Raw genomic sequence first — 15223 nt, 5'->3', positions numbered from 1 at the left:
CAGGCCCGAGTCAAACGGAGAGATGGCCGAGCGGTTTAAGGCACCGGTCTTGAAAACCGGCGAAGGGTCAAACCTTCCGTGGGTTCGAATCCCACTCTCTCCGCCATATTCCGGGACGGGACACCGCGCCGCCTGATTCGATCCACGCAGGGAGGTCCACCGCCGCCGATCACGCCCGCTGGGGCGGCGGGCAACGGGTGACCAATTCCGCCCGACATCTCGGCACCAGACTGGTGGTTTCGAGAACGCCAGGCCGGCCAGGACGGGGAGAAGATCGGCCAATCTTCCAGGCGTGCGTGCACTGCCGCCGCAAGGTATCCGCAAACGGGATTCTGCCGCATGGCGATCCGGTGCGGGGGTCTGCACCGGGACGTACCCTGGCATCCTCGATCTTTTTGGCTGGGTCGGGAAAAGCCCGCAGAACGCATGTCTTTGTTTCCTTCGCAACGGTCTGCTCGAGTCCGATGCAGATGGCACATCCCGCTACACCGGCGTTTCCAGCGACGTGGCATCGCTTTGCGCGCATGCATTCCTTTTCAGCGGCACCGTAATCGTCACGGTCGTGCCGCTTTCGCCGGTCAGGGTTTCCGCATGACCGCCAAGCTGGGCGGTGAAAATGCGGATGAGCTTCGAACCAAGCCCACCGCCCTGGACCTTGCCGTGCATGCCAAGGCCGTGATCCCTGACCATGAGCCGCAGTCCGTCGCCTGCACGATCAGCCCGTACTTCGACGGGACCGGGCGAACCGGCATAGGCGTACTTGGCCGCATTGGTCAGCAGTTCGGTGACCAGCAGTGCAAGGGTGACGGCAGTCTGGCTTGGAATGGCCGCGTCCGTGGCTTCGACCGCGACGCGGCCAGACCAGCCATCGCCCCACGAGAACATGAGATCGGCGCAGAGCTCCTTGAGATACGGTCCCAGACGAACATTCTGCGCGTCGCTGGATCGCCACAGGTGCCGGTGCACGGCGCTCACTGCCATCAACCGATTCACGGCGCCCTCGAACTGCCCGCGCACTTTGCGATCGCTGGTTTGGCGCGCCTGCAACTGAAGCATGGAGTTCACGATCTGCAGGCTGTTCTGTACCCGGTGATGTACTTCCTGCATCAGCACGTTCTTCTGAGCAACCAACGACTGTTGTTCGGCCAGCGTGTCGCGCAGTCGACGGTTGAGCTCCCGGAGCGCCTGTTGCTGGAACAGGGCGGTCAACGAGCGCCCCAGCTGGCGCGCGGCGTTGACTTCGGCCCGCGACCAGCTGCGAGCCGTCTGGCGGATGGTCTCCGTCCAGGTGGCGAAAGAGGTCCGTGGCGTCGGCTCGGCCGGCCCGTCGTCGTAAAATTCGTGCGGGCTTCCGGCCCACCTGACAGGGAAGATTTCCTCGGCACGGAACCACAACAGCACGATCGGATCGGGCGCGTCGATCGACGTTGCAAGCACGCCGCTCGCTTCTGTCGCATAGGCCGCCGCCGCGGCAAGCTCGCCCGGCAGCTGGTGGGTGGCGAACGCTTCATGGCGCAGCCGCTCCTCCAGCCATTGGGCGAGTGCCGCGGTTTCCGTTTCGCCCGGTGTCTGTCCGCGTAGCTCGGTCCGCCCGGCCGATACCAGCGCGACCCCGTCGCACGGAACCATCCCGGCCAGCCGGGCCAGATCGAGTTCCAACGGACGGTCCCTCTCGAGCGCCACGCGCATATCGTCGAGCCAGGCCGTCCTGAGATGTCGCAGGCTGGTGCTCTGGCGCTGGTGACGGGCTTCTTCGCGTGCCTCGATCTGGTGGGAAAACACCCGCGCCAGGTGCCGGCAAGCTTCGCGCATCTCATAGGCCATGTGCCTGGGCGTGCTGTGATGGCAGGCGACCAGGCCCCAGAGTTCGTTCTTCACCACTATCGAGATGGACATCGACGATGCCGCGCCCATGTTCCTCAGGTACTGCAGATGTATCGGCGGCGCGCTGCGCAGGGAGCAATCGCTGATATCGAGCGTTTGCGCTCCCTGGAACCCCGACGTTCGCAGGGGGGCAGGTACGTAGTTCGCATCAGGGATGATCCTGAACCGGTTCCTGAGATAGAGCCCGCGGGCCTCGCCTGGAATCTCGGAGCCCTGGAAGCGGTGGTTGAGCAGGGAGGGGAGCGCGTCGGAGCGAGACTCGCCGACCACCTCGCCGGCTTCGTCGTCCAGGAACCGGTAGACGAGGACGCGATCGTAGCCGGAGAGTCGGCGCACCTCGGCGGCCATGGTGCCGAAGAGTTCATCCGTTTCCCGCGGCAGATCCAGCGAGGCAATGGCGCGCGCCAGGTGCGACATGCTGTCGGCGGCCTCGGCGGGTGGCGTCGCCGCTGGCTCGAATTCGATGATGGCTCCCTCGCGATTGGGGTGCGCCGTGATATCCCACGCACCGTTTCCCGGGGGCTCGGGATGCCACTTGACCACGTAGCCCTGCAGCCGCGGGTCGAGCTTTTCCATGATCTGTGCAAGCCCGAAGCCCTTGCTGTCGATCAGCGCGTCGACGGATTGCCCAAGCAAAGCTTCGGGTGCCACGCCGACAGCCCGCGATGTGTCGCCGGCAAGCTGCGTAACCACGCCCAGGCCGTCCAGCCAGAGCAGGGCGCCGTGTGGCTGTATCGCTGCGGGAACATGGATGAGCTCCCGGTCGAACAGGCTGTGGTGGTGTTCCTCGGGGGAATAACCCATGGGCTGGCCAGTAAGGCCGCTTGGCGTTTGCGGCGTGGGTTGCGGGCGTACGCTTCGCCTGGTGCGTTCAACGACGGGCGTGGCGTGAGAGTGCTTCCCGACTCTAGGTGAGTTGCGCCCGGAAGTATGTCCAATTGTGGACATAGAGCTGACGAGGTACTCACGCGAAAATTACCTGCCGCGCCTTGAGATAACGTCATAAGACCGTGGGCAAACGGCCCTCTCGTCGTGTGCACAGTCACGGCCATCAGGGGGTTTATGGCTAGCCAATACGAGCGTGCGCAATCACCCGGCGAGACGAGCGAGATCGCACCGCCGAACAATCTGCTGCGTGCGCTGCACCAGGACGATCTTGTCTTGCTCCAGCCCCACCTGGAGCCCCAGCGAGTGGAGGTGGGTCGCGTGCTCTTCGAGCCCGGCGATCAGGTGCGGTACGTCTACTTCCCTTGCGGTCCGACGCTGATCTCCTTCATGGTTTTGCTGGAAGACGGTCGCGGCATCGAAACCGCGCTGGTGGGCCGGGAGGGGGCGGTGGGTGGCATCGTCAGCCAGGGTCGGCTGCCCGCCTATTCGCGCACCGTGGTGCAATTTCCCGGCCCGTTGCTCAGGATGGGCGCACTGGAGCTCGAACAGGCCAAGAGCCGGTCGACAAGCCTGCGTCATCTGTTCGCCCGGTACGCGGACTGCCTCATGGCCCAGGTGTTCCAGTCCGTGGCCTGCAATGCGGCCCACTCGATCGAACAGCGGACGGCAAAATGGCTGGTCGCAGCGCTTGATCGCACCGGTGACCACGATGTGCCTCTCACGCAGGAGCAACTTGCGTCCATGCTCGGTGTCGGGCGCAGCTACATCAGCCGCGTGATCAAGCAGCTGAAGGACCGCGGCATCCTGGAAACCCGCCGCGGTGGCGTGCGCGTCACCGAGGCCGGTGGGCTCGACCGCATCGCCTGCGGCTGCAACCGGGCGGTCCGGTCGCACTTCGACGACGTGCTGCGCGGGGTGTATCCGGGGGAGGAAGAGAGCGACGCGATCAAGGCAAGTGCCGGCGACCTGCAGCCCGGGTCGCGCATGCCTGGTTGATGGCATCTGGCCTTCCCACGGGGGAAGGGGGGCTGCGACGGAAAGCGGGCGTGTCTCGCGGTCAGCATGCCCGCGGTCGTCGAACGCGTCGCCTTTGTCATCGCCGAGCAAGAAATCTGCGGCAAGCTGCCGGCGTCTTCCTGCTCGGGTCCACGCATGCGAATCGAAGAACTTTTCGACCTGATGGGCGTGCTGGCGACCCTCGTGTTCCTCGCCCTGGTTCTTGGCTGGCTCGCATGTTCGGTCTCGGCCGCGCTGGCGTGATCCGGAGATCGCCGAACGCCCCGGCGGCTGCCTACGCCCACAGCAGGATCAGATTTCCCCTACGGCGACCAATAGGGTGGCCCCTCATACTTCGCGCCAATCGGAGACAGTGCACGCCGGCCAGGCGTCAGCGGTTGCCGACAAGCCATCGCCCGCGGCGGCGACCGCTTCCTGTCACAAATACGGCGTAGCATGGCCCTCCCGCGGGCCGCTCGGTGTCATGACCATGGCCATTGACGAGAAGATCCAGGAAAGGTTGGCGCAGGCGCATCGCCTTTTGGCTCTCGAGATCGAGCATCGCGACCGGGTGCGGGCAGAACGCCTGGACGACTCGGATGCGGAGAAGGCCGTCCGGCTACGACAGGCCTGCATCGAGCGGATCCAGCAGGTGCTTGCCCGGCACCGTCCGATCATTCGGCTCCGGACGGGTTGACCGCCGCCGGGTAGCGCTTCAACAGCCACGCCAGCACCGGCGGCGTGACCATTGCGGTGAGCAGCGACATGGCCACGATCACCGCGTAGATGCGGTCGCTGAACACGCCCGCCGCGAGGCCGAGGCTCGCCACCACCACACCTACCTCGCCGCGCGGCACCATCCCGAAGCCGACGATGGTCGCGGCGCGTCGGCCCAACGCCAGCGAGCCGAGCCAGCCGCCAACGAGCTTGGAAACGATCGCGATCACGGTGACGATCGCCAGCATCCCCATGGCCTCGGCGCTGGCCAGCTGGGCCAGGTCGATCTTGCTGCCGGTGATGACGAAGAAGAACGGCGTGAGCAACGCCAGCAGCGGTTGGGTCTGTTTCTCCAGCGTATGCTGTTGGTGCGTCTCCGAGGCGATCATGCCGGCGAGGAAGGCGCCGATGATCGCCGCCAGGCCCAGCAGGGTAGAGAGCCACGCCAGGCCCAGGCAGATCGCCAGCACGATCGCCAGCGGCGAGTGGGCGCTATGCGGTTTCTCAAGCCATCCGGAGTTCCAGCGCATCACCCGCGCGCCGCCAAGCCCGACGAGCACGATGAAGCCGACCGCGCTGCCCAGCACCACCAGCAGCTTGACCGGCTCGAAGCCCTGGCCGCCCTGCAATGACACCACCACGCCGAGCAGCAGCATGGCCAGGATGTCGTCGATCACCGCGGCGCCCAGGATGACCTTGCTTTCGACGCGCTGCAGCGCACCCAGTTCCTGCAGTACGCGCGCGGTAATGCCTGCGGAGGTGGCGACGAAGGCGGCGGCGATGAACAGCGACTTGCCCCAGGGAAAGCCGCTGCCGTGCGCCCATACCCCGCCCATGGCGAAAGGAACCAGCACGCCCAGCAATCCGACCAGGAAGGCGACCTTGCCGACTTTCTTCAGGTCGTCCAGTCGCGTTTCCAGTCCGACGGAAAACAACAACAGCACGACACCGATTTCGGCCAGCACGTCCAGCGGCATGCCGGGCAGGATCTGGTCCGGACTGATCCAGCCGAGCAGGGAAGGTCCGATCACGCAGCCGGCCGCGATCTCGCCCACCACGCCCGGAAGCCTGAGTCGCTGGGCGATCTCGGCGCCGATCTGGGCGGCGACGAAGACCAGGAACAGGGTGAGCAGGATGTCGCTGTCGTGGTGCATGGAGTTCCTTGGTGGCGATTGCATGTGACAGGCGGCGACCGGCGCATGACGGTCGCGCACAGGGTGCGCCCCTACGGGGCTTTACGTGCCGTTGAGCGCAAGGTGAAGGGCGATGCTCGCCCCGTAGCCGAGCGCGATCGCCCAGCTCCAGCGCAGGTGGCTCATGAAGGTGTAACGGCCGCCGGAAGCTCCCATCAACGCCACGCCGGCGGCCGAGCCGACCGAGAGCAGGCTGCCGCCCACGCCGGCGGTAAGGGTGATCAGCAGCCATTGCGACGCGTCCATCGGCGGGTCCATCTGCAGCACCGCGTACATGATCGGGATGTTGTCGATCACCGCCGAGAGCACGCCCATGGCGGTGTTGGCCAGGGTCGCGCCGAGCGCGCCGTAGAGCGTGTGCGAAGCCAGCTCCAGGTAGCCCAGCGCGGCCAGCCCGCCGACGCAGCCGAACACGCCGTAGAAGAACAGCAGCGTGTCCCATTCAGCGTTGGCGATGATGCGGAAGATCGAGTACGGCTCCTCTTCCACGCCTTGCGCCAGCGCATATCGACGCTGGCTGCGATCGATGCGCGAAGCGAGCAGGTTGAGCAACGCCAGTCCCGTGAGCATGCCGTACGCCGCTGGCATCCCGAGCCATTGCCTGCCCATCACGGTGATCGCGATGGTCAGGGCGAAAGTGAGGCAGATGCCAACGCCGCCGGGTTTGACGCGCACGCGACCGGGCAGGGATTCCGGTAATCCGTTCGGCAACGCGAAATGCATCGCGACCGCCGGCACCAGCCAGTTGACCAGCGCGGGCGGGAAGAGGCGGAAGAAATCGAAGAATTCGGCCTTGTGCGCCTGCCACACCATCAGCGTGGTGATGTCGCCAAACGCGCTCCACGCGCCACCGGCGTTGGCCGCGACCACCAGGTTGATCAGCGAAAGCGTGGCAAAACGCGCCTGTCCGCCGCCCACCGCCAGCACCACCGCCGACATCACCAGCGCGGTGGTCAGGTTGTCCAGCACGGGCGACAGGAAAAACGCGATGGTGCCGGTGATCCAGAACAGCGCGCGGTAACCCAGCCGCCGGCGCGTCAACTGCGCGCGCAGCGCTTCGAACACGTTGCGCTCGCCCATCGCGGTGACGTAGGTCATCGCAACTACCAGGAAAAAGAAGATTTCCGCGTACTCCAGGAACATCGCCTGGAAGGCATCGCGTGCGGCAACCGAGCCGCGGCCGTCATCGCGCGTTTCCCAGGCGATGAGGCCCCAGATCAGCGCCGCGGCCAGCATCACCGGCTTGGACTTGGCGATCTGGATGCGTTCCTCTAGCACCACCGCCACATAGGCGAGCACGAACAGCGCCAGCGCCAGCCAGCCGACCGGATGGCCGGTCAGATGGAAATTCGCGCCGGATTCGGCGGCGACGGCCGAGACGGGGAAGACCCCGCCCAGCGTGGCGAGGAACAATGTCGAACGCATTGGATCGCTTTCCTTGGGAACGCCGGACAAGCCTATCAGGCGCGTGCTCGTCGGCCGCGCCTCAGGCGGGCAGTTCCCTGCGTGCCGGACGGTCGACCCGAAGACGGCTGAACACCCGGCTGGCCGAGGCCGTGACCGCCGCCAGGATCAGCACCGTCCATCGGAACGCGGCCACGTAATCGGAGTGCGCGTGGCCCTGCAATAGCGACTCCATCAGCAGCGTGGCCAGCGCAATCCCGAAGCTCATCGACAGGTATTGCGCGGTGGATGCCATCGACGACGCCATCGAGGCGTGCTTGATGTCCAGGTCGTGATAAATCAGCGTGTTCATCGCGGTGTACTGCAGGCCGCCGAAGCTGCCGTAGAGGAACACCATCGCCGCGATCAACCACGCCGGCGTGTCACGGCCGAAGGTAGCGAACGAGGCCAGCAGCATCGCCACGATCAACGTGTTGCCGATCAGCAGGCGGCGATAGCCCAGCCGCGCCAGCGCGCGATTGACGATCCACTTGGCGCTGATCGAACCCAACGCCTGCGGCACCATCATCAGGCCCGCCATCAGCGCCGACCAGCCGCAGCCGACCTGCAGGAACAACACCAGCAGCAGGAACATGCCGGAGATGCCCAGCCGGGTGAACAGGTTGCCGGCCAGCGCCACCCATACGCTGCGCACCTTCAACAACGACAGGTCGGCCACCGGGAACGCCGTGCGCCGGCTGTGCCAGACGTAGATCACGCCGATCAGCAGCGCCAGCGCCGTGCATTCGACGATGCGCGCCCAGGCCACGTGCTCGCCGCCGACCAGCTCCGAGGCCGTCAGCAGCAGTGCCGAAGCGGCCGCGAACAGCAGAAACCCGAGCAGGTCGAAGCGGTTGGCATGGCGCATCCGGTACTCGGGCATGTCCTGCTTGTTCATCCACAGGCCGCAGATTCCCACCGGCACGTTGATCAGGAAGATCAGCCGCCAGGACGTGAACTCCACCAGCGCGCCGCCCAGCAGGGGCCCCAGCACCGAACCGAGCAGGCCGAAGGTAGCCACCGTGCTCATCACCGCCACGAACTCGTGCTTGGCGATGCTGCGCACGAGCACGTAGCGGCCCACCGGCATCAACGCCGCACCGCCGACGCCCTGCATGACGCGCGCGGCCACCAATTGGGGCAACGTCTGCGCGACGCCGCAGAACAGCGAGCCCACGCCGAACACCGCAATGGCGGCGCCAAAGACCTTGCGCGTGCCGAAGCGGTCGCACAGCCACGGACTGGCCGGGATCAGGATCGCCAGGGTCAGCACGTAGCTGGTAAGCGCGCTTCGCATGCCCAGCGGGGTGACGCCCAGGGCATTGGCCATGGCGGGCACGGCGGTATTGACGATGGTCGAATCCAGCGCCTGCATGAAGAAGGCCGCCGAGACCAGCCAGATCAGGCCGCGAAACCGTTCGCGCGAGGATTCTTCGACCGGCTCGCCCGCGTGCAGGGAAGGGGCGGGCGTGACGGCATCGTTCGGCATGGGGGCGCATGATACGGGCCCGGCTGCCTCTGATGCGTGCACGATCGCGGGTCCGTGACGGGCTTGCCTTTTTGTGCCGTCGTCACCAGATTCCACTTGGAACCTGCGCCTTGCGCGCATCCCTGTCTGAAAGCGCGCCGGCATGACCGCCGGCTTTTCCCGTGGAGAATCCCATGAGCCGGCCTGCCATCGTCCTGTCCCGCCTGGATGTCGAACGCATCGAGAATCTGCTCGATCGCCTGCCAGCCGGCGAGGCGCAGAAGCACGCGTCGCTGCGGTCGGAGCTGGAACGGGCGGAAGTGCGCGAGCCGGCGCAGATGCCTGCCGACGTGGTCACCATGAACTCCACGGTGACCTTCAGCGAAGAGGGCACCGGCGAACGCATCACCATGTCGCTGGTGTATCCCGGCGCCGCGGGCAAGCCCGGCACGGTGTCGATCCTCGCCCCCGTTGGCAGTGCCTTGCTGGGACTGGCGCGCGGCCAGGAGATCGACTGGCCGATGCCGGGCGGGCGGCCCCGGCACCTGCGCGTCATGGAAGTGGACTACCAGCCCGAGGCCTCCGGCCACCTGCATCGCTGAGCGCAGGCCGATCCGGCGTCATGGTTTGAAGTGGTGCACGTAGCCCACGCTGAAACCGCCGGGTAGCCAGCCCACGACCAGCGGCGAGTCGCGCCGGGTCGCCCACAGGCCAACCCCGGTGCCGATCAGTGCGCCGACCAGCACGTCGCTCTGCCAATGCGCGTGCACCTTCATGCGCGCGACGGCGTCATAGGCCGGGAGCAGGGCCAGCGCATAGACCGCCGGGTGTTCGTCGCCGTAATTGGCGATAAAGGGCGTGACGGCGGCGGAGAGTGCGGCCACCTCGCCACTTGGGAAGCTCTGGCCGTGCTTGAAGAAGCGGTTCGGATCGTCCGTCTGCGAAGGACGCTCGCGACGGAAGGTGTACTTCAATGCCTGCGTGCCCACGCCGCTGATGACCATGGCGTCGACCGAGCGCCAGAAGGTGTCGCCGAGCTTGTCGTCGTCGCCGAAGGCGATGGCGCCGGCGCCGATGGTGACGATGCTGCCGTACAACAGCGCCTTCTGGTTGCTGCGCTTCCAGATGCCGCTGTTGTCGTAGTGCAGGCGGTGGTCGATGCCGAGCGGGCCGCCGCTGGCAAAAACAGGCCCCGAGGCCAGGAAAAGCACGCAGGCAAACCACTGGAAAGGACGCACGGCCCACCTCCCGCGGCGGCAAGAGGCCACCGGCACCGGCACGCTAGCGCCGCGCGCTTTCGGTTCCCTTAGCGACGGCCTGCCGCACATACGGGCGTGTCGCTACACTCGCGCCATGCATCCGAACACTCCCGACTGGCGGGTCCGCGCCGCCGAACTGCGCGAGCGCATCGAACAGGCCAACTACTGCTACCACGTCCTCGACGAGCCGGAGATCACCGACGCCGAGTACGACGCACTGATGCGCGAACTGGAAGCTCTCGAACTCGCGCACCCGGAGCTGGCCACGCCCGACTCGCCCACCCGCCGCGTCGGCGCCCGCGCCCACGGCGGGTTCGCCGAGGTGCGCCACGCGTTGCCGATGCTGTCGCTCGGCAACGCCTTCGAGCAGGAGGGCGACACCGAGCGCGAGCGCTTCCGCGAGATCGCCGAGTTCGAACGGCGCGTCGAGCAGACGCTCGACCGGCGCGAACCGGTGTTCTCGGTCGAGCCCAAGCTCGACGGCCTGGCGATCAGCCTGCGCTATGAGCAGGGCGCGTTCGTGCAGGGCGCCACGCGCGGTGACGGCGAGACCGGCGAGGACGTCACCGCCAACCTGCGTACGGTGCGGGCGATCCCGCTCAGGTTGCGCGGTACCGGCTGGCCCGGCGTATTGGAGGTGCGTGGCGAAGTGATCATGCTGCGCAAGGATTTCGAAGCGTTCAACGATTACGCCCGGACGCACGGAGAGAAGCCCCTGGCGAACCCGCGCAACGGCGCGGCCGGCTCGCTGCGCCAGCTCGATCCGGCGATCACCGCGAAGCGCAGGCTGAGTTTCTTCGCCTATGCGGTCGGCGTGGTCGAGGGCGGGGAGCTGCCGGCGACCCACTCGCTGACGCTCGCATGCCTGCGCAAGTGGGGTTTCCCGGTCTCGCCCGAGGCGGACGTGGCGCGCGGGTTCGATGGTCTGATCGCCTACTACAAGCGCATCGGCGCCAGGCGTGACGCACTGCCTTACGACATCGACGGCGTGGTCTACAAGCTGGACGACTACGAAGGCCAGCGCGAGATGGGCTTTGTTTCCCGCGCGCCGCGCTGGGCCATCGCGCACAAGTTCCCGGCGCAGGAACAGAGCACGCAGGTCGAGGCGATCGAGATCCAGATCGGCCGTACCGGGGCGGCCACACCGGTCGCGCGGCTCACGCCGGTGCAGGTGGCGGGTGTCACCGTCACCAACGCCACCCTCCACAACGCCGACCAGATCGCGCGGCTGGACGTGCGCGTGGGCGACACGGTGATCGTGCGCCGCGCCGGCGACGTGATCCCCGAGGTCGTGCGCGTGCAGACCGAAAATCGACCTGCCGGCACGCACCCGTGGACGATGCCGGCGCGATGCCCAGTGTGCGGCTCGGCGCTGATGCGCGAAGAGGGCGAGGCGGCCTGGCGTTGCAGTGGCGGCCTGGTCTGCCCGGCGCAGCGCAAGGAAGCGCTGATCCACTTCGCGTCGCGTCGTGCGATGGACATCGAAGGCCTGGGCAGTCGCTTCGTCGATGCCCTGGTCGAACTGGACATGGTGCGCACGCCGGCCGATCTGTACGACCTGACGGTCGAGCGCTTCGTGGCCATGAAGCAGACCATCGACGAGCGCGAGGGCACCACACCGGAAACCGTCAAGGCCGGCAAGATCGCCACGAAGTGGGCGGAAAACCTGGTCGAGGGCATCGACGCCAGCCGGCGCACCACGCTGCCGCGCTTCCTGTTCGCGCTGGGCATCATGCACATCGGTGAAAGCACCGCGCGCACGCTGGCTACATGGCTCGGCAGCCTGGACATGGTGCGCAGCATGCCAGCGGCCGTGCTGCGCGCGCTGCCGGACATCGGCGAGGAAGTGGCGTCTTCCATTGCCGGTTTCTTCGCACAGGAAGGCAACCAGCGCGTGGTCGATGCGCTGCTGGCCGCGGGCATCACTTTCGCCGACGAAACGCCGCCATCCCCGCGCCTGCGCGAGAAGCTTGGCCTGGCCGCGCTGCTCGACCACGCGAAGGTGTCCAAGCTCGGACCCAAGAGCACGCAACTTCTGGTGGAGCGCTTCCCCACGCTCGATCGCCTTATCGCAGCGGGTGAGGCGCAATGGATCACCCACGGCCTGCCGCAGGCCGCGGCCAGCAATCTTGCGGCCTTCCTGGCCGACGAAACCGGCCTCGCGCCGTTGCGCGACGCCGAAGCGGCCATCCAGCGCCTGCTTGCCGCCGTTCCGCAGGCCGACGTCAGCGCCGCGCCGCTGGAGGGGCAGACCGTCGTCCTCACGGGCACGCTGCCCACGCTGAGCCGCGACGAAGCCAAGCAGCGGCTGGAGGCGCTAGGTGCCAAGGTGGCGGGCTCGGTATCGAAGAAAACCTCGTTCGTGGTGGCGGGCGAGGCGGCCGGTTCCAAACTCGACAAGGCGCAGGAGCTCGGCGTGCCGGTGTGGGACGAAGCGCAGTTGCTGGCGTTGCTGGCGGAGCATGAGGCGTCATGACAGGCGCAGTCATGCGCGTTGCGCGAGCGTGCCGTGATATCGATGTGATCGCCGCCCAGTACGTCGGCGGACTCGGCTTCGACGTGCTTTCCTCGTTTCGGGATCACGAAGGCTTCGACGGGATCATCCTCGGGCATCCGCGGGGGCCCTACCACCTGGAGTTCATCCGCGATCACCGGGCGCCGCCGCCGCCATCGCCACACGAGGAACAACTGCTGGTCTTCTATCTGGACGAGGCGGTGGACTGGCAGCGCCGCTGCGACGCGATGCTTGCGGCAGGGTTCACTGTCGTGCAGAACGCCAACCCGTTCTGGGAGAGGAACGGCCGCACGTTCATGGATATGGAAGGTGGCCGGGTGGTGCTGCATCGCGGTGCCTGGCCCCGATGAACACGCATTCTCCGCAAGAGGCGTTGCACCTGCGTGCCGGGCTCTACCGGCTGCTGCGTACCTTCTTTTTCGAACGCGACGTGCTCGAGGTCGAAACGCCCATCCTTTCCGCCGCCGGCAATACCGAGCCCAACATCGAAAGCTTCACCACGGTATTCCATGGGCATGTGGACGCCGGCGTGCGCGAGCGGTGGCTGCGCACGTCGCCCGAATACCCGCTGAAACGCCTGCTCGCCGCCGGCCTGGGTGACTGTTACGAGCTGGGCCGCGTGTTCCGCAACGGCGAGGCGGGCGGGCGGCACAATCCCGAGTTCACCATGCTCGAGTGGTACCGCGTCGGCTGGGACCATCGGCGACTGGCGGGAGAGGCCATCGAACTGGTGCAGGCCGCGCTCGCCCTCGTTGGCCGCCGCGCCGAAGTGCGGGCGTGCAGCTATCGGGAGCTGTTCCTCGACGCGCTGGGCCTGGATCCGCTCACCGCGCCGCTCGAAGCGCTGCAGCAGGCGCTGGGCCGGTCCAGTATCGACCCGCAAGGCCTCACCCGCGACGACTGGCTGGACCTGCTCATCACCCATCGCCTGCAACCGGATTTTCCGCGCGAGCGCATGATGCTCATTTACGACTATCCGGCCAGCCAATGCGCGCTGGCCCGGGTCCGTCGCGACGACCCGCCGGTGGCCGAACGTTTCGAGCTCTACCTCGGCCCCTACGAGCTGGCCAACGGTTACCACGAACTCAACGATGCCGCCGAGCAGCGCGCGCGCTTCGAACGCGACAACTCGCGGCGCCGCGCCCGCAACCAGCGCGAGGTGCCGATCGACGAGCGCCTGCTGGCCGTCCTCGACGCGATGCCCGACTGCGCCGGCGTTGCGCTGGGTGTCGAACGATTGCTGATGTGCCTGGCCGGCACCGACGCGATCGCCGACGTGCTGGCGTTTCCTTTCGCAACGGCGTGATGGGACGTTGACGGGCGGAGGTGTCGTGCGCACAGTGGCCGCTTCCGTCCCTACCGAGATAACCGATGCGCCCGAGCGTGCCCGGCATCCTGCTGATCGTCATCGGCATCCTGTTCCTGTTGCGCAACCTGGGTTTCGACCTGCACCTCGGCGAGCTCTTCGCCACCTGGTGGCCGCTGGCGCTGGTAGCACTGGGCGCAGGCATGATGTTCAAGAACGCTCGCGGCTGACGGCGAGCGGCCGGGGGATCGCATGAACGCATCGACGCTTGCCTTGAACGCCGGGCGCCTCCGGCGTGCGGACATGCGCACGCTGGCGCTGGCGGCGCTCGGTGGCGCGCTGGAGTTCTACGACTTCGTGGTGTTCGTGTTTTTCGCGATTCCGCTCAGCAAGCTGTTCTTTCCGCCCGACAGCGCGGCGTGGCTCGCGCAGGTCAAGATCTACGGCATTTTTGCCGCCGGCTATCTCGCGCGCCCGCTCGGCGGCATCGTGATGGCGCACTACGGCGACAAGCTCGGGCGCAAGCGGATGTTCACGCTGAGCGTGTTCCTGATGGCGCTGCCTACGCTGGGTATCGGTCTGCTGCCGGTCTACGCGCAGATCGGCATGCTGGCGCCGTTGCTGCTGCTGCTGTTGCGGGTGGTGCAGGGGATCGCCGTGGGTGGCGAGGTGCCGGGGGCGTGGGTGTTCGTCGCCGAGCACGTGCCACCGCAAAGGGTGGGCTTTGCGTGCGCCAGCCTGACCTCCGGGCTCACCGTGGGTATCCTGATCGGTTCGCTGGTCGCCGCGGGCCTCAACCGGTCGCTCTCGCCGGACGCACTGCTTGATTACGGTTGGCGGTTGCCGTTCCTGATCGGCGGCGTGTTCGGCTTCCTGGCGGTGTGGCTGCGCCGCTGGCTCAGCGAGACGCCGGTGTTCGAGGCCATGCACGCGCGACGCGAGCTGGTCGCCGGGCTGCCGCTGGCGCAGGTGGCGGCACGACACCAGCGCGCGGTCCTGCTGTCGATGCTGGTGACCTGGATGCTGACCGCGGCGATCGTGGTGCTGATCCTGATGACACCCTCGCTGGTGCAGTCCGTGTTCCACGTCGCGCCGGCACGGGCGTTCCTGGGCAACAACGTGGCGTCGTTCGCGCTGGCGGTGGGCTGCCTCTTCTATGGCGGCGTGTCGGACCGCATCGGGCCGGCGCGGGCGCTGCTGTTCGGTGCGGCCGGGCTGCTGGTGGCCGCGTACGCGTTGTACATGGACCTGGCGGCGGGCGGCGCGCATTTCGTGATGTTGTACGCCCTGGCTGGGTTCGCGGTGGGCGTGGTCGGCGTGGTGCCGGTGCTGATGGTGCTGGCATTTCCGCCGGCCGTGCGATTCTCGGGGCTGTCGGCCTCGTACAACGTCGCCTATGCGCTGTTCGGTGGCCTGACGCCGCCTTTGATCGGGCTGCTGGTGAAGCGCTTCGGGGTGCTGGCGCCGGCGCACTACGTGGCGGCGACGGCGGTGCTCGGGATGGTGGTGGCGCTGGTGCTGCTGCGTCGCCAGCGCGTACCCCTTTAAGGCGCT

The 15223-nt window shown here is 67.1% G+C and carries 14 protein-coding genes and 1 tRNA gene; 10 read left to right on the top strand and 5 right to left on the bottom strand.

Features of this window, described 5'->3' with window-relative positions; all coding sequences use genetic code 11:
• The first annotated feature begins 16 nt into the window (after nt 1–16).
• Nucleotides 17–106, top strand: a tRNA-Ser gene (locus LQ772_RS08990).
• Between the two features lie 377 nt (nt 107–483).
• On the opposite strand, the gene LQ772_RS08985 is transcribed toward LQ772_RS08990, so the two are convergent.
• A complete protein-coding gene (locus tag LQ772_RS08985; protein ID WP_231320303.1) occupies nt 484–2688 on the bottom strand; it encodes a histidine kinase dimerization/phosphoacceptor domain -containing protein in 2205 nt (734 codons plus the stop codon).
• Between the two features lie 258 nt (nt 2689–2946).
• On the opposite strand from LQ772_RS08985, the gene LQ772_RS08980 reads away from it, so the two are divergent.
• The 3 genes from LQ772_RS08980 (at nt 2947) to LQ772_RS08970 (ending at nt 4465) form a co-directional block, all read left to right on the top strand.
• The gene (locus tag LQ772_RS08980; RefSeq protein ID WP_231320301.1) at nt 2947–3768 is read left to right on the top strand and encodes a Crp/Fnr family transcriptional regulator; all 822 of its coding nucleotides are present in this window, start codon (nt 2947–2949) and stop codon (nt 3766–3768) included.
• Nucleotides 3769–3834: 66 nt separating this feature from the next.
• Nucleotides 3835–4032, top strand: coding sequence for a hypothetical protein (locus LQ772_RS08975; RefSeq protein WP_231320299.1), 198 nt, complete (start codon nt 3835–3837; stop codon nt 4030–4032).
• Nucleotides 4033–4252: 220 nt separating this feature from the next.
• Nucleotides 4253–4465, top strand: a complete 213-nt coding sequence (locus tag LQ772_RS08970) for a hypothetical protein (RefSeq protein WP_231320297.1) — start codon at nt 4253–4255, stop codon at nt 4463–4465.
• On the opposite strand, the gene LQ772_RS08965 is transcribed toward LQ772_RS08970, so the two are convergent.
• From LQ772_RS08965 to LQ772_RS08955, 3 genes are all read right to left on the bottom strand, one after another.
• The gene (locus LQ772_RS08965; protein ID WP_231320296.1) at nt 4443–5639 is read right to left on the bottom strand and encodes a cation:proton antiporter; all 1197 of its coding nucleotides are present in this window, start codon (nt 5637–5639) and stop codon (nt 4443–4445) included. The two genes, LQ772_RS08970 and LQ772_RS08965, sit on opposite strands and share 23 nt — an antisense overlap.
• Nucleotides 5640–5720: 81 nt before the next feature.
• The gene (gene nhaD / locus LQ772_RS08960) at nt 5721–7103 is read right to left on the bottom strand and encodes a sodium:proton antiporter NhaD (protein ID WP_231320294.1); all 1383 of its coding nucleotides are present in this window, start codon (nt 7101–7103) and stop codon (nt 5721–5723) included.
• 61 nt (nt 7104–7164) lie between these two features.
• A complete protein-coding gene (locus tag LQ772_RS08955) occupies nt 7165–8610 on the bottom strand; it encodes an MFS transporter (RefSeq protein WP_231320292.1) in 1446 nt (481 codons plus the stop codon).
• A 173-nt stretch (nt 8611–8783) separates the two neighbouring features.
• Here LQ772_RS08955 and rnk point away from each other — a divergent pair, with 173 nt between their 5' ends.
• On the top strand, nt 8784–9191 hold the full coding sequence (rnk, locus tag LQ772_RS08950; protein WP_231320290.1) for a nucleoside diphosphate kinase regulator: 408 nt from the start codon (nt 8784–8786) through the stop codon (nt 9189–9191).
• An 18-nt stretch (nt 9192–9209) separates the two neighbouring features.
• Here rnk and LQ772_RS08945 read toward each other — a convergent pair whose 3' ends face one another.
• Nucleotides 9210–9827, bottom strand: coding sequence for a phosphatase PAP2 family protein (locus tag LQ772_RS08945; protein ID WP_231320289.1), 618 nt, complete (start codon nt 9825–9827; stop codon nt 9210–9212).
• Between the two features lie 115 nt (nt 9828–9942).
• Here LQ772_RS08945 and ligA point away from each other — a divergent pair, with 115 nt between their 5' ends.
• From ligA to LQ772_RS08920, 5 genes are all read left to right on the top strand, one after another.
• Entirely contained in the window at nt 9943–12324 is a 2382-nt protein-coding gene (ligA, locus tag LQ772_RS08940; RefSeq protein ID WP_231320288.1) for an NAD-dependent DNA ligase LigA, read from the top strand.
• Complete coding sequence (locus tag LQ772_RS08935; protein WP_231320287.1) at nt 12321–12713, top strand: VOC family protein; 393 nt, start codon at nt 12321–12323, stop codon at nt 12711–12713. The genes ligA and LQ772_RS08935 overlap by 4 nt, the downstream gene beginning before the upstream one ends.
• The gene (epmA, locus tag LQ772_RS08930; RefSeq protein ID WP_231320286.1) at nt 12710–13669 is read left to right on the top strand and encodes an EF-P lysine aminoacylase EpmA; all 960 of its coding nucleotides are present in this window, start codon (nt 12710–12712) and stop codon (nt 13667–13669) included. The genes LQ772_RS08935 and epmA overlap by 4 nt, the downstream gene beginning before the upstream one ends.
• Nucleotides 13670–13734: 65 nt before the next feature.
• Entirely contained in the window at nt 13735–13899 is a 165-nt protein-coding gene (locus LQ772_RS08925; RefSeq protein ID WP_231320285.1) for a LiaI-LiaF-like domain-containing protein, read from the top strand.
• A gap of 22 nt (nt 13900–13921) precedes the next feature.
• Entirely contained in the window at nt 13922–15217 is a 1296-nt protein-coding gene (locus LQ772_RS08920) for an MFS transporter (RefSeq protein ID WP_231320284.1), read from the top strand.
• Nucleotides 15218–15223 lie beyond the last annotated feature (6 nt).

The sequence above is a fragment of the Frateuria edaphi genome (assembly GCF_021117405.1).
Taxonomy (GTDB): domain Bacteria; phylum Pseudomonadota; class Gammaproteobacteria; order Xanthomonadales; family Rhodanobacteraceae; genus Frateuria_A; species Frateuria_A edaphi.
Note: the sequence above shows the minus strand (reverse complement) of the source record. Positions and strands in the feature narration are given on the sequence as shown.

Bases quoted from the DNA above. Each gene is read 5' to 3' on its own strand.
- LQ772_RS08920 (WP_231320284.1), top strand. From the start codon at position 13,922: ATGAACGCATCGACGCTTGCCTTGAACGCCGGGCGCCTCCGGCGTGCG.
- LQ772_RS08975 (WP_231320299.1), top strand. From the start codon at position 3,835: ATGCCCGCGGTCGTCGAACGCGTCGCCTTTGTCATCGCCGAGCAAGAA.
- LQ772_RS08980 (WP_231320301.1), top strand. From the start codon at position 2,947: ATGGCTAGCCAATACGAGCGTGCGCAATCACCCGGCGAGACGAGCGAG.
- LQ772_RS08970 (WP_231320297.1), top strand. From the start codon at position 4,253: ATGACCATGGCCATTGACGAGAAGATCCAGGAAAGGTTGGCGCAGGCG.
- ligA (WP_231320288.1), top strand. From the start codon at position 9,943: ATGCATCCGAACACTCCCGACTGGCGGGTCCGCGCCGCCGAACTGCGC.
- epmA (WP_231320286.1), top strand. From the start codon at position 12,710: ATGAACACGCATTCTCCGCAAGAGGCGTTGCACCTGCGTGCCGGGCTC.
- LQ772_RS08965 (WP_231320296.1), bottom strand. From the start codon at position 5,639: ATGCACCACGACAGCGACATCCTGCTCACCCTGTTCCTGGTCTTCGTC.
- rnk (WP_231320290.1), top strand. From the start codon at position 8,784: ATGAGCCGGCCTGCCATCGTCCTGTCCCGCCTGGATGTCGAACGCATC.
- nhaD (WP_231320294.1), bottom strand. From the start codon at position 7,103: ATGCGTTCGACATTGTTCCTCGCCACGCTGGGCGGGGTCTTCCCCGTC.
- LQ772_RS08925 (WP_231320285.1), top strand. From the start codon at position 13,735: ATGCGCCCGAGCGTGCCCGGCATCCTGCTGATCGTCATCGGCATCCTG.
- LQ772_RS08955 (WP_231320292.1), bottom strand. From the start codon at position 8,610: ATGCCGAACGATGCCGTCACGCCCGCCCCTTCCCTGCACGCGGGCGAG.
- LQ772_RS08935 (WP_231320287.1), top strand. From the start codon at position 12,321: ATGACAGGCGCAGTCATGCGCGTTGCGCGAGCGTGCCGTGATATCGAT.
- LQ772_RS08985 (WP_231320303.1), bottom strand. From the start codon at position 2,688: ATGGGTTATTCCCCCGAGGAACACCACCACAGCCTGTTCGACCGGGAG.